Annotated in this window: 13 protein-coding genes; 4 read left to right on the forward strand and 9 right to left on the reverse strand. The window is 39.0% G+C overall.

Annotated elements, in window-relative coordinates:
* The first annotated feature begins 90 nt into the window (after window positions 1–90).
* On the forward strand, window positions 91–1,332 hold the full coding sequence (locus K2F45_RS16640; RefSeq protein WP_083663830.1) for a YaiO family outer membrane beta-barrel protein: 1,242 nt from the start codon (window positions 91–93) through the stop codon (window positions 1,330–1,332).
* On the opposite strand, the gene K2F45_RS16645 is transcribed toward K2F45_RS16640, so the two are convergent.
* The 9 genes from K2F45_RS16645 to K2F45_RS16685 all read right to left on the reverse strand — a co-directional run bounded on the left by K2F45_RS16645 (window position 1,329) and on the right by K2F45_RS16685 (window position 14,968).
* Entirely contained in the window at window positions 1,329–4,751 is a 3,423-nt protein-coding gene (locus K2F45_RS16645) for a sulfatase-like hydrolase/transferase (protein WP_248931920.1), read from the reverse strand. The two genes, K2F45_RS16640 and K2F45_RS16645, sit on opposite strands and share 4 nt — an antisense overlap.
* The gene (locus tag K2F45_RS16650; RefSeq protein ID WP_075993156.1) at window positions 4,745–5,812 is read right to left on the reverse strand and encodes a HEAT repeat domain-containing protein; all 1,068 of its coding nucleotides are present in this window, start codon (window positions 5,810–5,812) and stop codon (window positions 4,745–4,747) included. Before K2F45_RS16650 ends, K2F45_RS16645 begins: the two co-directional genes overlap by 7 nt.
* A gap of 13 nt (window positions 5,813–5,825) precedes the next feature.
* The gene (locus K2F45_RS16655; RefSeq protein ID WP_075993157.1) at window positions 5,826–6,182 is read right to left on the reverse strand and encodes a response regulator transcription factor; all 357 of its coding nucleotides are present in this window, start codon (window positions 6,180–6,182) and stop codon (window positions 5,826–5,828) included.
* Between the two features lie 4 nt (window positions 6,183–6,186).
* Window positions 6,187–10,107 (reverse strand): response regulator, encoded by a 3,921-nt coding sequence (locus tag K2F45_RS16660; protein WP_075993158.1) that lies wholly within the window; start codon window positions 10,105–10,107, stop codon window positions 6,187–6,189.
* 321 nt (window positions 10,108–10,428) lie between these two features.
* Window positions 10,429–11,583, reverse strand: coding sequence for a TIGR03364 family FAD-dependent oxidoreductase (locus K2F45_RS16665; RefSeq protein ID WP_075993159.1), 1,155 nt, complete (start codon window positions 11,581–11,583; stop codon window positions 10,429–10,431).
* Window positions 11,584–11,615: 32 nt separating this feature from the next.
* Window positions 11,616–12,953 carry a DUF5690 family protein gene (locus K2F45_RS16670; protein ID WP_075993160.1) on the reverse strand — a complete coding sequence of 446 codons (1,338 nt, stop codon included), beginning with the start codon at window positions 12,951–12,953 and terminating at the stop codon, window positions 11,616–11,618.
* A gap of 186 nt (window positions 12,954–13,139) precedes the next feature.
* Window positions 13,140–13,718, reverse strand: a complete 579-nt coding sequence (locus K2F45_RS16675) for a helix-turn-helix domain-containing protein (RefSeq protein WP_075994857.1) — start codon at window positions 13,716–13,718, stop codon at window positions 13,140–13,142.
* Window positions 13,719–13,873: 155 nt separating this feature from the next.
* A complete protein-coding gene (locus K2F45_RS16680; RefSeq protein WP_172840707.1) occupies window positions 13,874–14,347 on the reverse strand; it encodes a glycoside hydrolase family 16 protein in 474 nt (157 codons plus the stop codon).
* 135 nt (window positions 14,348–14,482) lie between these two features.
* The gene (locus K2F45_RS16685) at window positions 14,483–14,968 is read right to left on the reverse strand and encodes a nuclear transport factor 2 family protein (protein ID WP_075993162.1); all 486 of its coding nucleotides are present in this window, start codon (window positions 14,966–14,968) and stop codon (window positions 14,483–14,485) included.
* Window positions 14,969–15,335: 367 nt separating this feature from the next.
* On the opposite strand from K2F45_RS16685, the gene K2F45_RS16690 reads away from it, so the two are divergent.
* The 3 genes from K2F45_RS16690 to K2F45_RS16700 are packed head-to-tail and all read left to right on the forward strand — an operon-like array spanning window position 15,336 to window position 17,256.
* A complete protein-coding gene (locus tag K2F45_RS16690) occupies window positions 15,336–16,262 on the forward strand; it encodes a ring-cleaving dioxygenase (protein WP_075993163.1) in 927 nt (308 codons plus the stop codon).
* Window positions 16,262–16,600, forward strand: a complete 339-nt coding sequence (locus K2F45_RS16695) for a GNAT family N-acetyltransferase (protein ID WP_335682284.1) — start codon at window positions 16,262–16,264, stop codon at window positions 16,598–16,600. The genes K2F45_RS16690 and K2F45_RS16695 overlap by 1 nt, the downstream gene beginning before the upstream one ends.
* A 23-nt stretch (window positions 16,601–16,623) precedes the next feature.
* Window positions 16,624–17,256, forward strand: a complete 633-nt coding sequence (locus tag K2F45_RS16700) for an alpha/beta hydrolase (RefSeq protein ID WP_075993165.1) — start codon at window positions 16,624–16,626, stop codon at window positions 17,254–17,256.
* Window positions 17,257–17,286: the final 30 nt, after the last annotated feature.

Below are 17,286 nucleotides of genomic sequence, written 5' to 3' on the forward strand. Positions count from 1 at the left end.
AAATTTATTTTAAAACAACTAGCGACAAACAAAATTTCCTAATTTTAGTTTATATATTAGCAAGCTTAAATGTCAAATTTACGATCTGGAATGAAAAAAGTAATTTATCCATTACTCTCCCTCTCTTTATTACCCTTATTTTCTGTCGCGCAAGAGACGAAACTCACCGCTGATGATCTATTTGTAAAAGCGCGAAAAGTAGCTTTTGATTCAAAAGATTATCCGCAAGCCATTCAATTATCAAAACAGGCCCTACTTCAAGCACCAGATTACACGGATATTAGCATTTTTCTCGGACGTCTTTATACCTGGTCGGATAAAATTGATTCGGCACGAACCATTTTTACAGAACTGGAAAAAAAGAATGCAAGTGATGAAGATTTCTTTTTAGCCTACGCCTCATTGGAATATTGGAATGATCAGACTGACAAAGCGATTGCAATTACAGACAAAGGGCTTAGCATACATCCGCAGTCTCAGGATTTACTTCTTTTAAAAGGTAAAATAAGTTATGGCAATGATCATTATGAGGCAGCCGAAAAGGCAATTAATAGTTTATTGGCAATTAATCCTAAAAATACGGAAGCAAGAGCGCTGGCAAAAAATATTGAAGAATATACGGCTAAAAATGCAATCGGTCTGACGTACAATTTCGTATATTTTGACAAACAGTTTGATCATAATTGGCACATTGTTGGATTAAGCTATAAACGGGCAACACCAATAGGATCCGTTATTTTCAGAACGAACTATGCGAATAAATTTGCAGAAAATGGCGTCCAATTTGAGATGGAGGCTTACCCACGGCTTTCAAAAATATTTTACCTATATGTCGGTGCTGGATATTCCAATAATGTGGGGATTTTTGCGAAATATAGAACTGGTGTGTCTCTCTATGCCAATCTTCCGAACAGCTTTGAGGGGGAAATCGGATATCGTCAGCTTTATTTTAGTGACAATATCTGGATGTACACGGCTTCAGTCGGAAAATATTACCAAAACTTTTGGTTCAATCTGAGGACTTACCTTACACCGGGCGAAAAGAATATTTCCCAATCCTATACCGGAACAGTCCGCTATTATACAAAAGGAGCAAATGATTACTTCGGATTTAGTGCCGGAACGGGTCTGAGCCCCGAGGAAAACCGAAATAATCTATTGGACAACGCTTCCTATAAATTAAAAACATTCAAAGTAGGTGCCGAGTATAATTTCTCCGTTAAGCAAAGTAACTTATTTTCAATTTCGGGCACCTATTATAACCAAGAATTCAGGCCGAAAGAGCGAGGAAATCAATTGGACATCATCCTTGGTTATATTCGAAAATTCTAGTTGTTTTTTGTTCGATTAAAGTAATTTGTATAAACACTATCCGGAAGAAGTCGCTTTTGCGTATAAAAAAGTTTGTTCTTGCGCTTAAATAATTCAAAGCGCTTGGACAATTCTTCTTTCGCATTATCCGCGGCGGCATCTTCATTGAGCACACCATCCAGTTTATACAGTTGTCCATCGGAAAGATGGTAACTGCCTTTCACAAAATCATTCAATTGATTTTTACTCTGCATCATGGCTATACCATCACCCTGTGCCGATGCACCCTTATCGAGCCCCTGACCGATCCATGTAACCTGGGTAGGCGTTTTAAGCCCAAAATTCTCGCGATAGTAGGCCAATATAGAAGGCGCGACATCAAAATGGCTAACAAAATTATGAAAAGTCTTTGGCTCTTTTAAAAGTGGTGAATAAATCAACAAGGGAACATGATAACGATCGATTTTGCTTTGTAAGGGTATCTCAGGCATCGCGTGGTCTCCAGTTATGACAAAAATAGTATTTGCAAAATCTGGTCTCTTTTTATATTCTTTAAAAAACTGCTCCATCGCATCATCCAAATTCAGTACCGAAACAAGTTGGGTACGGTTTTCCAAAGCCCACTTTTTTTGTTCCGGTGTAAGGTTCAATGTTGCTATACGTTGATCAAACAATTGCTCATAATGAGCCGCATTATTGATCAAAAACGGATTATGGGTTGATAGCGTTAAAAGCACATGGAAATAAGGGTGTTCCTGTACTTTCTGCACTTCAAGAAGTTTGCTAAAGACAGCTTGATCTTCATATCCCCAGCTCTCCCCACCCTTTTCGGGCAATTTTTTATAGGGAGGTCCAAATGCCGCTTGGTCCATGAGCATATCTATTTTATTATAATCCATGAACTTTTTCATGAAATCAAAATTAGAATGACCACCATAGAAAAATCCAGTATTGAATCCATTGCTCTTCAGAATATTAAAGAGATTGAAGTTGTCTGGCAAGGTGTCTTGTTCCAGGAATCCATGTGTCGCAAAAGGCAACGAACCTGTTATGGTCGGTAAAACGGAAAATGTCCGACCTGAGGAACTCATATTATTATCCCAATACAAAGACTGTTGCTTCAATGTACCTATAAAAGGTGTAAAGTTGCCAATATAACCATTTTCAGCACTATAGGCATGTCCTAAACCCTCGATAACAAGAATGACCAAATTGGGTACTTTCGCTGTTTTTTGCATGTATGTCCCCAGGAAATCTTTCGTGTCCTCTTTTTTCAAAAAAGGAAATTTAGTATCTAATACTTTTCCATCATCGCCGTCTTTACTGAACATCGCGAGCATCCCCGGGTGTTCATCCACGTAATTGGATAAATTGGAGTCGAAAAAATAACGCCATTTACTCCGGCTTGCATTGGCTACGAATTCATCTTTTTCGGCGCGACCTCCCAAAAGCGAAGCCGAGGAGATGAAAAACGATATGATCCCCAAAGATAACAGTGCAATACTAGCATAGGACTTTTTGAATGTTTGCTTATTGGCAATCCAAAGGGGGACCCAAGAGATTACAATCAATAATAAAAGCAAGGCAATATTGGTAAAACTCAACATACCGCTAGCCTCCAAAATTTGCTTCATCTCTTCCGAACTGTAATAGAACATATCAGCTCCAAGCAAATTTCTGGATTCGCCAAAATACAGAAACAAGATGAATTGCATAACGACAATAAACGAGAACGATATGACCATAAGAAGTCTCGCCCAAAAACTGCTTATGAACTGAAGCAATAAATAGCCGATTCCCAAACAGGCCAAGGCTTGAAAGATGAACAGGGTGTTATCCAAAAACAGGTACTTCCCGGCATGTGACTCCGAAAGCTGAACAAATCGACGACCGTACCACCACCATTCTACTCCAACGGATAACATATACAGCGCAAAGACCACCAACATAACAGGCCCTAAGCTCTGTAACGACAGATTTAATCGCTGACCGAGGTATTTCCAAACCGACTCATTCGCATCTTTTTGTTGAAAGCCTTGTCGCGTCATTTCTCCCCAGCCATGCTGCTTCCGAAAATAATCAACAACCCCCTGTACTCCAGCTTTAACAACAATGGGATGAAAGTATAAAGGTTCTAATATCGCCGTAGTAATTAGCGTGGAGAGATCTCTTTTCTTAGAATAAACCTGATGGCTAACAAGATCAACCAAGATTGCATAGATCGAATATAAAATTCCGGAAGCAATCACCAATGCAAATAGCGCAAAGAAAAATGGCCAGTTGATGATGCCCAGAATAAAGAAGATTATAAAAACTATATAGCCGGTAAATTCGACAATGGGCCCCAGGAATTCAAAGAAAAACCAATAAGGCATACTGACCATACCAAAACGGCCATATTTCGGATTGAACATGAGCTTCCGATGTTTCCATAAGGTCTCCATTGTGCCCCGCATCCAACGATTACGCTGTTTACGTAATACTTCTTTTGACTCGGGTACTTCGGTCCAGCACAATGGATCAGGAATGTTGACCACCTCGTAGGCTTGCTTTTGCTCCTCCATATAACGGCGCATACGAACAACAAGCTCCATATCTTCTCCTACCGTATTTCGGTCATACCCCCCACAAGCCAATACGATCTCCCGGTCAAAAGCGCCAAATGCCCCGGAAATAAGAATTAAACCCGAAGCCCTTGACCAAGCCATTCGACCTAAAATAAAAGCACGGATGTACTCTAAGGCCTGCGTACGCCCCAACCATGATTTTGGAAGATTAACGTCCACGACAGAACCATTCACGACATTACAGTTATTGGCCAAACGTATAACTCCGCCGCAGGCTATAACGCGTTTGTCGGTCTGTTCCAAAAATGGCTTTGCTAATTTTAGAATAGCATCCTGTTCCAAAATACAATCTACATCAATACAGACGATATAATCTCCAGAAGAAATATTAACGCCGACGTTGAGCGCATCAGCCTTACCGCCATTTTCCTTGTCAACAACAATCAGCTTCTTAAATGCTGGATTTTTGCTCTTATAGATTCCCCTTATATCCTTGGTCTCAATATTTCCCTGAACAAAAAAAGACGTTGGCTCAAGTTCATAAGAGGCGATCAATTTCAAAATTGAGTCGTCTTTACTACCATCATTGACGATGATAATTTCCAGATTATGATAATATAGCGACAATAAAGAACGTACATTTTCAACGATGGTCATCCCCTCGTTGTAGGCTGGAGCAATCAGACTGAATGTAGGCGCGTTGGGGTTGGTCGCAATAATACTATAATCCGTAAACGTATTATTGTGTTTGTAACGAAACACCGCTCCATAAGCGTATAGCCCTATCCACGTATAGATAATGAATACTGCTGCCGAATAAAGCAAAAATAACCAAACTATAATTTCGTATACGATATGGGAAAACTCTAACATTTTTTCTCTTGCAATGCGTGTTTAATAATTTGTGTAAGTTCGTCGTATGTATCTTCACGTTGTGAAATTTCGCGGAGATAATGTTCTTCTCCCAGCACAACAAGTACTTCTGCAGCAGAAATTTTAATTGACACTTCGCTATGGTTCCAAAGTTGATCCTTTAGAAAATGCTCACTTTCTCTACTTTTGGCAATTTTCATCGCTTTAAGGATTTCAATCTGGACTTCGATGGGTTGCAGATCAAAATTCTGTATAAATTGCTGAATTGTCCCACTGTTCTCAATGGCCTGCAATGTTCGTATGGCTTGTATACGCACCTTCGTAGATGGATGATCCAATAGGTTAAAAACTTCCGTATAAAAAGTCATCAATCTAAATTTTCGGATCAAGCGCAATGTAAATATGACAACCGAATCATTTGAACTCTTAAGCCAGGTATCCACATGTAACTCCGAGAGTTCGGGTATTTCATGAATAGAAAACAATAAACGTAATTGTTGCCAGTCGGATAAGGGGCGATCAAAATGATCCAAAAAACCAAGTCCCTCATACCCTTTGAAACTTACGATTGCATATTGTGCCTCTTGATATACCGCAGTGCGGGAATCATTAAGCTTGGCTGTTATCTCGGGGATTGCTGATTCGACATTCATCGCAGCAAGCTCCTGAACCCCACCGGCAACCAAATAAGCTTTTCTATGGCGAAGCTTTCGCCAAGCTTCATCCTCCAATTTAAAATCTTGAAACAACCTATTGATCGATTGTTTAGCCCCACCAGAAAATTTTCTATCAGAATCAACTAATACATCCAAAAAAAGAGCTCGAAAAGAAGGTTCTTTCAAATACTCCGCAAACTGCAGGTCTCGATCGCCATTCTCATCGCCACCAACAATAGTCTCCATAATTTTGTACTCGATGATCTGTCGCCACGATTGCCTATTATGAAGGATTCTATAGCTATAGAAGCTGTATCCCAGTACCGTGATAATCAGCAATAGTACTAAAATCAATACGATAACAATCGCCAAAATAAGCTCATGTAGCTCGATATTGTGATGCATAATTTAGTTTTATTTATTTATTTATTAGGCGTTTTATCCTAAGAATCAGTTCGTTTGGACTAAACGGCTTAACCATAAAATCAGATGCGCCTAGATCAAATGCATCGACCACGACCTCCTCCTGGCCCATGCTCGATAATACGATGACCGGGATTTTCTTTCCGATAGTCTTTATTGCTGAAAGAATTTCAATACCGGAAGCAAAAGGCATCATAATATCCGTTACAACCAAATCCAAATCCAGCTCATTAATTTTCTCGATGGCTTCACGACCATTTCTGGTCAGCACCACTTCGTGTCCCTCTTTTACTAATTTGTGTTCAACAGTACGTAGTATCAATTCGTCGTCTTCCGCTATTAAAATCAACATATCATTATTTATTTAAGATTTTTCCAATTAATTCCAATCCGATATCCATTTCCTGTTCGATTGCCACAAAAGCGATGGCAAGCTCTGTTTCAATCGTTGGGCTAGTCTCCAAGTCTTTGGTCATTTGGGCCAACTTGATAAGTCCGGCTGTCGATGAAGTTCCCCGCAACTTATGAAGGAGTTCCTTGATGCGTACAATATCGTTTGTATCTATTGCCTCCTTTAACTGCTTTCTAGACCCCGTTATTTCCCGCACGACCAAATCCAGAAAAAAGGTTAAAAATGCGGGATCATCACCGGCCTGTTCTTCGAGGCGCTGCATATCCAAATGCTCATCCAAATCCTCTAGATCTGAAGCTTCGGCAGCACTAGGTTTTACCGATAACATCGCCTTTTCCAGGGCCTTGAACAAATCCTGTTGTCGAATGGGTTTAGCGAGAAAGTCCGACATCCCCGCATCGAGACAGCGTTCCTTTTCGCCAGAAATATTACCTGCAGTAACACCGATAATGGGTGTTTCAGCATAAGCTGCCATTTGCCGGATCTGTTTGGTTGCTTCGATCCCATCGACTTCGGGCATCTGAACATCCATCAAAATAAAATCAAATTGTTTTTCTTTGCAAGCTTGAATGGCTTGTGCTCCATCAGAAACTTCGGTTAAATGTGCTCCAGGCATTATGCTTGCCATCATGCGTAAATTAAGGGCCATATTAACGGCATTGTCGTCTGCCAACAACACTTGAACGTCTTGACCGTACGAATCCGATGATAACGATAAGTTTGCATTCGCCTTTAATTGCACGGCATCCTCCCTATTCTGCTGTATCGCCCTTCTTAAAGTCGAATACAGTTCCTCAGATTTAATCGGCTTAAGTAGACAGAATGACCGCTCCTCCTGTCTAAATGCTGAAATTACCTCATGCTCTTCAGACGAAGTGTGCAACACGATCAAAGGGATACCTTCTTCCTGTTTTTTAAAGAGTTCTTTGATTTTTTCTATCGTTTCGAGGCCCGATAAGATCGGCATATGGTAGTCCATTAAAATAACATCGAAACGTTCCCCTTTCATCAGCAACTGTAAGGCTTCCATGCCGTTTTCTGCGAGGACAGATTCGACGTTTTTATAGGCCAGCATATGCTGCAGGATAATCCGATTATTAGCATTGTCATCGACAACGAGAACACGATTTAAAGGTAAAGCTGTATCTTCATCTTCCATTTCTTCACATCGGACCTCGATATCAAAATAGAACGTCGATCCGACACCCAGTTCGCTTTCCAGATTCAATTTACTTCCCATGTATTTCAAGAGGTTGTTGGAGATTGTCAAACCGAGTCCCGTGCCGCCATATCGTTTACTTACTGAGCTATCTTCTTGCGTAAAGGCATCAAAGATGCGTTGTTGTTTCTCTGGCGGAATTCCTATCCCGGTATCTCTAACCGCAAAACGTAAGGTTAATTTATTCTCATCATTGCGAAGTTTGCTGATCTTAAATTCGATTTCGCCTTTTTCCGTAAACTTAACTGCATTACCTAATAAATTCACCAACACTTGCTTAATACGTGCCTCATCAATCCAAACAAAAGCCGGCAGTCCCTGCTCAATGTTCAAAAGCAGTTCGACTTCTTTTCGTTGTGCTTGATAGAGAACAACATTAATAACCTGATTGGCTACATCATATACGTTATACTTATCGACAAATAATTCGAGTTTACCCGATTCAATTTTTGAAAAGTCTAAAATGTCATTAATAATATTGAGTAAGCTATTTCCCGATTCATTGATATAGCCGAGGTATTGTAGCTGTGTATCATTTAACGGTGTTTTTAATAACAAATCGGAGAATCCGATCACACCGTTTAAAGGCGTTCGAATTTCGTGACTCATATTGGCGAGGAATTCGGACTTTGCTTTACTCGCCAGATCGGCCAGTTCCTTCGCTAACTTTAATTCATCATTTATTTTTACCGATTCCGTGGTATTTTGTGTAAAAATAATGATCCCACCTATACTTCCATCAGCAAGATGCCAAGGTCTTACTTCCCAATTGAAATGTTGCGCTTCGGCAAGTCCACCAGCCTGTATGACCTCATCCGTATTCTTATAAGGTATTCCCTCCAGCGCATCAAGGTAGATTTTTTTTCTATTTTCTGGGATATTTGGGAACAGTTTAAAAAAGTTACTATTTGGCGGCAAGCTTGCCCCTTCGTGAAAATCTTCTAACCATTGATTACTTACCGAAATATAGTTAAAGTCTCGGTCAAACATAGCAACCGAAGCAGGAACATAATCCACAAACGCACGTAACATCGATTCTTTGCGTTCCAGCTCCAAGTATAGCGATTTACTTTGATCGATATCCTGAATAATTCCAAAAACACGCTTACACACATCGTTTTCAAATTCGGGAATACCCTTTACCCGTACCCAAATTGATTCGCCATCTTGCTTTAATAGACGCAATTCCGTATCGTAAGGTGTTCTTGATGTAATGGCATCTTCAAAAATTCCACGCAAAATAACCTGGCTTTCCGGCTCATAAAATCCGATTGCATGTTCAAAATCAGGTGTAAAATCAGGAGCCACACCATGAATTAGCTTCGTGGAGTCGGACCAATAAACCTTATTTTCAACTAAGTTGACCTCCCATCCGCCAACCTGAGCGACAGCATTGGTCTGCTCCAGGATCTGTTTGGTATGCAAAAGATCATTTTCAAGTCGCAATCGATCCGTCATATTCAAGGCTGTACTGACAACATAAGATCGCCCATTTTCATCCGTTTCCAACATATTGTGGTATAGCCAAGAAATATCTTCACCATCTTTTGTTTGGAGAACCATCATTCCAGAATCCTCTTTATTGCTGGCAATGCGCTTGAGATATTCCTCAACCAGACCCACATGATGAGACGGAACCAATTTCTTCAGGTTAAGTCCTTTTACCTCTTCTTTGGCATACCGCAATATCTCTCTTCCTTTTTCATTGACGGATAGAATATTACCGTCCAAATCATGCATACTCATGAGGCCAATCGCATTTTCAAAAAAGCTACGAAATCTACGTTCGGAATTCTCCAACTTGAGTTTTTCTTCGCGTTCTTTTGTTACGTTTCTGCCAAAGGCCAGAATATCATGGTTTATCGGATCATATTTGAAATGCCATTCAATTTCTACAACTTGACCATTTTCTGTTTTAGTCCTACTTGTAGATTGAACGCCGTATTTTGTTTCCTCAACTCGACCTAAGTCCGACACTAACTCCCTTTCAGTGTCTCCCAATAATGTAAAAATAGATTTGCCTAAACTATTCGATCTGGACAATCCCAAGACTTTACTAAATGCAGGGTTAACTTCTCTTACCTTGCGCGTCTCATCCAATACACAAATAATATTGTTCGTCAAGTGAAAAATTTCGGAGAAATAACCAGCCTGTACTTTTCGTTTTTTTCCCAATAATATTTTGGTTACTGCCTTGCCAAGCTCCTCCAACGAGTCTTTTTGTTTATCCGAAAGCTTTTTCGAATGGAAATCAATGACACAGATTGTTCCAAGAGCATCGCCATCATCATCCAAAAGAGGAACTCCGGCATAAAAACGAATATTTCCTTCGCGAATTAATGGATTGGAAGACGAGCGTGGATCTTCAAAAGTATCTTCAATAACAAGGACCTCCTTGCTCATTATGGTATATTGACAGACCGTATTCTTCCTTTCAACGGTATCCAGCTCCATCCCAACACAACTTTGAATACGTTGTGTTTCTTCTTCCATCATGGCAATTAAAGATGCAGGGCAATCTGTAATCAGACAGGCTGCCTGCGCAAAAACATCCAGCTCAGGGTCTTTCCCGAGTCCCATTAACTCATAGGACTTTAATTTTTCTATCCTTCTTAACTCATTTTCAGGAAAAACATTATTTGCCATTCACTTCTAATATTTAGATCTGGTTTATTGTGACCGTGAAGTTAATAAAAACATTGTTTAACGCCTAAACAATAAGGAAATATTGATCAGATAATGTTTTATAAAGAACAAACAACTGGTAAATTAGTTGATGCAATAAAAAGATTTACCAGACATCCTTTTCATAATTTAGTTATTTACTAATTGAATTTTATAAAGCTTGACCTTATTAAGAAAGACAACTGTATATTTTATGAAGTCTGTACAAACTGATCAAATAAATAGCTTAAAAACGAAAGAGCCCCGCTAGATGTGATAGCGGGGCTCTTCAATATATTTAAATTAAAAAAGTTTTCCAATACTCTGTTCGGCATAGCCAGCACTTGCTGTCATTCCCTTCCCTCCAATACCGGTTCTGACATGTATTCTTGGGCTAACGTCGATTTCAAGAATATGATCTTTGTGCTGCGAATAATAACCTGCCCAAGAAGATGAAATCCAGGTACGCTCCATTGGCATGATACGGTTGGCTTCTGCAATCATTAATTCATTGATATAGGAGCTTACTGAGAAGCCCAGTTCATCCAGTCTGTTGCCCGCTGCATATTCATGCGAATCACCGATAATAATACTACCATCCGTGGCCTGTTTAAATAGGATATGAATTCCATAATTGCGCAGCTCCTGATAGTGATCAGGCATTGGAATTGTCTGAAACGATGGACAATATTCTTCAAAACTCTCGTATCGACGAATGGTCAACCCAGTTAAGATATTCCCCGGAAGATGTATATGAGCGATAGGCTTTGTACGCATCATTTGCAACTTGCTAATTTCAAGCCCGCTATTATCAAACAAGGAACGATATAAAATTTTAAACTCGTATCCATTGCAGATAAGCAATTTCTTCCCTTCAAAGTTTTCTAGCGTGCTGCTTGTGACAACAACAGCATCATTTTTATCCTCGCAGGCCACAATTGTCGTATCGTATTTCAACGTATAGTCCACAAACTTATTTTGCATATAAATATGCAGTTGTCTAATCATTGACTCGGGTTCTACACTGAGTTCCTGCGGAAAAAAGATAGCTTCTTTAACATAATCAGCATTCATTACGGGATATTTCAATAAAACCTGTTCCTTTGAACAAAGTTCATGATCATATCCTTTTCCCTCATAGTGCTTAGATAGCTCGTGAAGCACCTGAACTTCATCACTATCCGAAGCAATATAGATGCTGCCGTTATTTCTAACAGATATATCCATCTCTTTCTGAATAGACTGATATATTTCAAGTCCTCGCACACCATAATCAAACCATTCGCCTGCCATCCCCGATGGCACTACCTGTCCGAAATTACGAACAGTAGATCCCACGGGGAAATTATCTTTTTCGAGTTGGAGCACGCGTAATCCCATTTGTAACGCATGATAGGCATGAAAGGTCCCTAAAATCCCCCCCCCAACAATAATTAAATCATATGTATTTGTTTTCATCTTTATAAATAGAATATCATAAAAAAGTATAGTTAACTAATTTGCACTTCTCCTTTTGTGGTATGCCAAGGGGCCAACAACTCACCATCACTTCCTTTCATCTGTTCTTTTTTTCGAATAAAATAGAGTAGAGAGAAGATACCCAAAATAGCTCCGATAATAGAGGCTAAAAAGACCAATTGAATAAAGTAATTTCCCCAAGTAACAGAATTTGGCATAAACTCTTTGTTTACCAATATCAGAAAACTACCCAAATAACCGATAGAGTCAGCCATATACATAACAAAACCGATGTTACTTTTCATACGATATGTTGCGATCATTCGCTCAAAAAATATCGCATTGTAAGGGATGTATGCCATATACAAGCCCAAACCGACGAGCAACATCCAACTTAAACCGTCAATCCATTGTTTCGTAAACAAATAGGTAGAAATACCTGCAGTCAGAAAACCTATAATGATCATATAGTGGATCAACTTAAATGCTTTAAGATTATTTTTAACCATGATTAGACAACTTACCAGCAGCAGTACAATCAAGGAGATAGTCCCATCAACTTTTGCAAAAATGCCCGCCCCTTTCACATGTAACATCTGCCAGATTTCAACCTCAAAATTATCGCGTACATCACGTAAAATAGTAAGCATGGTGTAAACGATAATAGTCAAAACGATACCCGGCATAAAGGTTTTAAAAAAGTGTTTTCGCATTTTACTATCCATCGCAATGCGTTCCGTCCGTAGCCTCTTATCCTCTTCTGTTGGCCCTGGAGCATTTTCCAATATCCATACACACAAAACAAAGGGCAGAAAAAACAGTAAACCCGTCAAAAATGGCATCCAAAACTCGTTAACATGAAAAGAAGACATCAACCACCGTCCAACCGTTTTTATCAGTCCTGACGCGAAAATCAAGCTCACAGACATCACTGCCCCCATAATCTCTGTAAACCGCCTTCCCTCTAAATAACTAAATACCAAGCCCCAAACCATTCCCAATGGAAAACCATTGATAAAAAGAAAGACAACATTCCAAGGTCTCGGACAAACTGCAAATGCCAAAAGTCCTATCCATGAAATACAAATCAAACCGATTAAATATCGCCCTCTATTACGCTGTTTACTTTCAGAGATAAATTTAATGCCATAAAACTTGGACAACAAATACCCCAGCATTTGAATGACCACCATACAGACTTTATAATCGACACCAAAAACAGTATCATTTGCAAAAGCAGATGCCGTAAATGACTTTCTAAATGAATACATACTCGTGTAACATAAAAATGCTGTAACAGCCAGAACAATAGCCACAGATTTCTCATCCAATCTATTTATGCGTCTTTTTATTCGTTGGTTTAACTCCATATTTAAACTTGTTAACAGACCTCATTGTCCGCAATCAAAAGTAAATTTTGGAAATTAACACAAGACTAAACTTTTGTTAAGTATTTATAAACAAATATAAACATCCCTTTGCGATACGAAAAGTATAAAATAAAAAAAGCATCACTGAATGATTCAATGATGCTCTGACAATTAACAGGTTGTCCTCTATTTCTTATTTTCAAAAAAGTATACAATTAGCATAACGGCCTTTTCACTTCCAACATTACGCGGTGTATGTGACAATCGTCCATTAAAAAAGATCGAATCGCCCTCTTCTAAGCTTATTTTTTGATCATTGAAGATGTACTCAACCTGTCCGCTAATGATATATTTATATTCATAAGCTTCGGTCTCAACCATTGGTCGCTGTGCATCTGGAAGCAACTCCAAAAGAACAATGTCCATGGTCGAACTATCCATCGCAGATGTAAAAATCCTTTTATAATGGAAACCAATCGCCGACTCTTTTTCAAACGGACTATACGTATCTTTTTTCCGAACGACCACAGGACCTGAATCCAATTCAGAATTAAAATCTTTAAAAAACTCATTAAGATCAATATTCAGTGCATTGATGATATTAATCAATACGAGTAAGGAGGGTATTGTTCTATTATTTTCAATCTGCGAAATAAGTCCCTTGCTTACCCCCGCTCTATCAGCAACTTCCTGTATGGTAATTCCTTTTTCTTTTCGAATTTCCTTAATCTTATTACTAATCTTGAATATCGTATTATCTTCCATAATTTGGCCAAAAGTAAACATTTTTCCTATGTCGCGTATATTAAGTTTTTATCACCTAATCATAGGCCACCTCTAAAATTAGGATATTTCACTGTTATCAGAAAACTGCGGTTCAATAGTCGGCGATATTGTACTCTTCTGATTTGATCGAAGCGCTACCAAAATGTTTGGGATTCTCCTTTTGCCCCAGATCTAAGGTGTAGTATGAATGTCCACATGGCGGGCCATGCCCCTTTTGCACTTCCAAGTTTAGCTCGGATTTCTATACGCCCGTACTGAAAAGCAAACTTTCCCTTACTCCATATCCCGCCTGTCAAAAATGGTCTTGAATCTCTATTTTTGTCTGTATTTTTAATTCCTTTAAGAATCAACTCTCCATTTTCCCATCCAAAACAGGCGTCATCTGTACTCATGTGTCGATTCCAGTCAGCTCCGCCTGCTGGAATCCGGGACCATTTACTACTGTCTAGCTTAGGGGAATTAAAGTGCTCTTCCCATACCAGCTTCCATTCCTTAACCTCGCGATCTTTCTTTTGCACATATACATAAGGATGATCTTTGGGACTATAATGAACACCACATGCAGAAAACAACAGATAAAAAAAACTTAGTCCTAGGACTCTTTTCATGATTAACATTAATTGTTTGCGAAAAAAATGAGTTAGGCCTAAATTTAGACATAATTTACCATACCTGATAGATTCCCGAACAATTAAGAGGGACTAAAACGCAAAGGAAAAAGGAAATGTAATTTTTTACTATCCTTAAAACATAGGATGTGCGTTTGCTGCATTTTTAGGAACATCTTGCTGTGCATCCCAATGCTCCACAATTTTACCTTTTTCTAGCCTGAAGATATCAATAGTCGATTTAAGACTACCATCTGGATTCTTATTTTTTAGGTGAATGAAGACCAAATCTCCATCCGAAGCAATGTGTTGCACATCAATCTTCGTTTTAGGCTGTCCTTCAAACCATTTCGCCGCAGCGAGCTTAAATGCTGCTGCTCCATCCGCAACAGAGGGATTATGTTGGATATATCCGGGAGAAATGTACTTATCAACTGCAGAAACATCCTTATCACCAAACATTTGCTGATAAAAATCTAAAACGATTCTTTTGTTCTCTTTGTTTTCGTCAAGTTGTTTTTGTGCAGCCTCCTTTGATTCATTTGTCTGTGGCTGCTGACAGCCTAGCGTTAGCAATAAAACAGAGAAAGTCATGACCTTAACTATTGTTCTATTTTTCATCTTTAAATCTATTTTTAATTGAAGTCTTCGATTTCCACCTCACATTAGCACAATCCAATTTACCTAAATTATACAATATATAAGGCTTTTATTTGAGTTCATTTACACGATTAAATATTGGCATGAAAATTGGATTTACTGTCTATAGTATAATATTCAGAAATATACATTTCATAAATTTAGGTTAATAATTGGTTAGGTTAAACACCTGAAGCCCCCAACTTCAGGTGTTTTTTTATAGATTTTCGAAAATCACTATCGCCTAAAAAACAAAATTGCCAATTATTGCTTTTATTAATCTAGTTCAATAAAATTCCCTGTTGGTCGGCGTAACTTTACATTAGTTAAGAAAATAAAATTATCAGCTATGGAAAATAAAATATTAGGGTTACATCACATTACTGCGATAGCAGACAACGCAAAGCGAAATCTCGATTTTTACACGAGAGTACTGGGTGTACGCCTTGTCAAAAAAACAGTTAATTTCGACGACCCTGGCACCTATCACTTCTACTTCGGCAATGAACAGGGCGAACCAGGAACGATCCTTACATTTTTCCCATGGGAAGGTATCGGAAAGGGTACCGCAGGAGCAGGAATGGCAACTCATATTGGCTATGCCGTACCTCAAGGAAGTTTGGATTTTTGGAAAAATCGCTTAGGGGAACATCAGATTAGTTTACAGGAAAGTGAAATTTTTGGAGAGAAGCTAATTTCATTTAATGATCCCGATGGATTGCAGCTTCAGTTTATTGAAACGAAAGATGATAGAAAGGCATGGACAACGACTGACATCAATAGCGAACATGCACTAAAAGGCTTCCATAATATCACACTTTCATTAAAAGAAGCAGATCCGACGCTAAAAGTATTGACCGATATTTTGGGTTATTCGCTGCAACAACAACAAGATAATCGTTATAGGTTAACAACGGATAGCATTGATACAGCTAACATCGTTGACATAATAGCGGATAAAAATCTGCCATACGGCAAAAATGCAGCCGGTACAAACCATCATGTCGCATTTCGGGTAAAGGACGACAATGTTTTGATGGAGTATCGTGAAAAGGTGCTTTCAGCAGGGTTAGATATCACACCAAAAATAGATCGAGATTACTTTTTCTCACTCTATTTTCGTGAACCTGGTGGTGTCTTATTTGAAATCGCGACAGACAATCCCGGATTTACGGTAGACGAACCGCTATCCAGTTTAGGATCGGCACTCAAATTGCCAAAGCAATATGAAAGCTACCGTTCGCAGATTGAACAGACATTGCCAAAAATCGATTAATTAAATTATATAAACATCATTATACAAACGAGGAAGTTATGGAAAGAACTGAAATTGTATTAGACAAAAATCAACGTGGAGAGCTCCAATTATTCTCCGATGAACGCAAAGCAGGTTTGATGAGTATCGCTATCATTGACGGTAATCTCGTTGTTTACCATACAGAGGTGGACGAAGCCTATGAGGGAAGAGGATTTGCAAAAATACTGCTCGAGAAATTGGTATCTCATGCGCGCGAAAACAACATGAAAATTGTTCCATTATGTCCTTATGTAAATGCGCAGTTTCATCGTCATCCAGAACTATATCAAGACGTTTGGTTTAAAAAAACGGTATAAACTATCCTACATGAAAGCATAAAATGAGTCATTCAATAAATATTAAAACAGCTGGTAAAAATTTAGAACAGACAGAAAAAGCCATTGTCATGATCCATGGTCGTGGGGGGAGTGCAGAAGACATCCTTGGCATGTCATCCTATCTTCATGTCGATAATTTTGCACTACTTGCACCGCAGGCAGAAAATCACACTTGGTACCCCTACTCTTTTATTGCTCCCGTACAAGAGAACGAACCCTGGTTGAGTTCCGCAATTGATTTGATCGATCATACAGTTAAACTAGCTTTAGACAATGGGATCCGCGCCGAAAATATCTATTTTTTTGGTTTTTCTCAGGGCGCCTGTTTAACACTAGAATACCTTGCACGGCATGCGCAGCGCTATGGTGGGGCTATAGCAATTATAGGTGGGGTAATCGGTGAAGAAATTAACAGGGATAATTACACGGGTGACTTTGCACAAACGCCTATTTTTATTGGCACGAGCGATCCTGATTTCCATGTTCCTCTTGAGCGGGTTGAAGCTACGGTATCCATCTTAGCACAAATGAATGCCAATGTAAAGCTCATGGTATATCAAGACGCGGGACACACCATCAATCGCGAAGAGATCGATCTCGCAAACGAATTCGTTCTTCAAGAAATACAGAAGTGATCCATTGGTAAACAGTGATCCATTGGTTGT

The organism is Sphingobacterium siyangense (assembly GCF_023277505.1).
Taxonomy (GTDB): domain Bacteria; phylum Bacteroidota; class Bacteroidia; order Sphingobacteriales; family Sphingobacteriaceae; genus Sphingobacterium; species Sphingobacterium siyangense.

Coding starts and splice junctions, on each gene's coding strand:
- K2F45_RS16640 (WP_083663830.1), top strand. CDS start 91: ATGAAAAAAGTAATTTATCCATTACTCTCCCTCTCTTTATTACCCTTA.
- K2F45_RS16645 (WP_248931920.1), bottom strand. CDS start 4,751: ATGTTAGAGTTTTCCCATATCGTATACGAAATTATAGTTTGGTTATTT.
- K2F45_RS16650 (WP_075993156.1), bottom strand. CDS start 5,812: ATGCATCACAATATCGAGCTACATGAGCTTATTTTGGCGATTGTTATC.
- K2F45_RS16655 (WP_075993157.1), bottom strand. CDS start 6,182: ATGTTGATTTTAATAGCGGAAGACGACGAATTGATACTACGTACTGTT.
- K2F45_RS16660 (WP_075993158.1), bottom strand. CDS start 10,107: ATGGCAAATAATGTTTTTCCTGAAAATGAGTTAAGAAGGATAGAAAAA.
- K2F45_RS16665 (WP_075993159.1), bottom strand. CDS start 11,583: ATGAAAACAAATACATATGATTTAATTATTGTTGGGGGGGGGATTTTA.
- K2F45_RS16670 (WP_075993160.1), bottom strand. CDS start 12,953: ATGGAGTTAAACCAACGAATAAAAAGACGCATAAATAGATTGGATGAG.
- K2F45_RS16675 (WP_075994857.1), bottom strand. CDS start 13,718: ATGGAAGATAATACGATATTCAAGATTAGTAATAAGATTAAGGAAATT.
- K2F45_RS16680 (WP_172840707.1), bottom strand. CDS start 14,347: ATGAAAAGAGTCCTAGGACTAAGTTTTTTTTATCTGTTGTTTTCTGCA.
- K2F45_RS16685 (WP_075993162.1), bottom strand. CDS start 14,968: ATGAAAAATAGAACAATAGTTAAGGTCATGACTTTCTCTGTTTTATTG.
- K2F45_RS16690 (WP_075993163.1), top strand. CDS start 15,336: ATGGAAAATAAAATATTAGGGTTACATCACATTACTGCGATAGCAGAC.
- K2F45_RS16700 (WP_075993165.1), top strand. CDS start 16,624: ATGAGTCATTCAATAAATATTAAAACAGCTGGTAAAAATTTAGAACAG.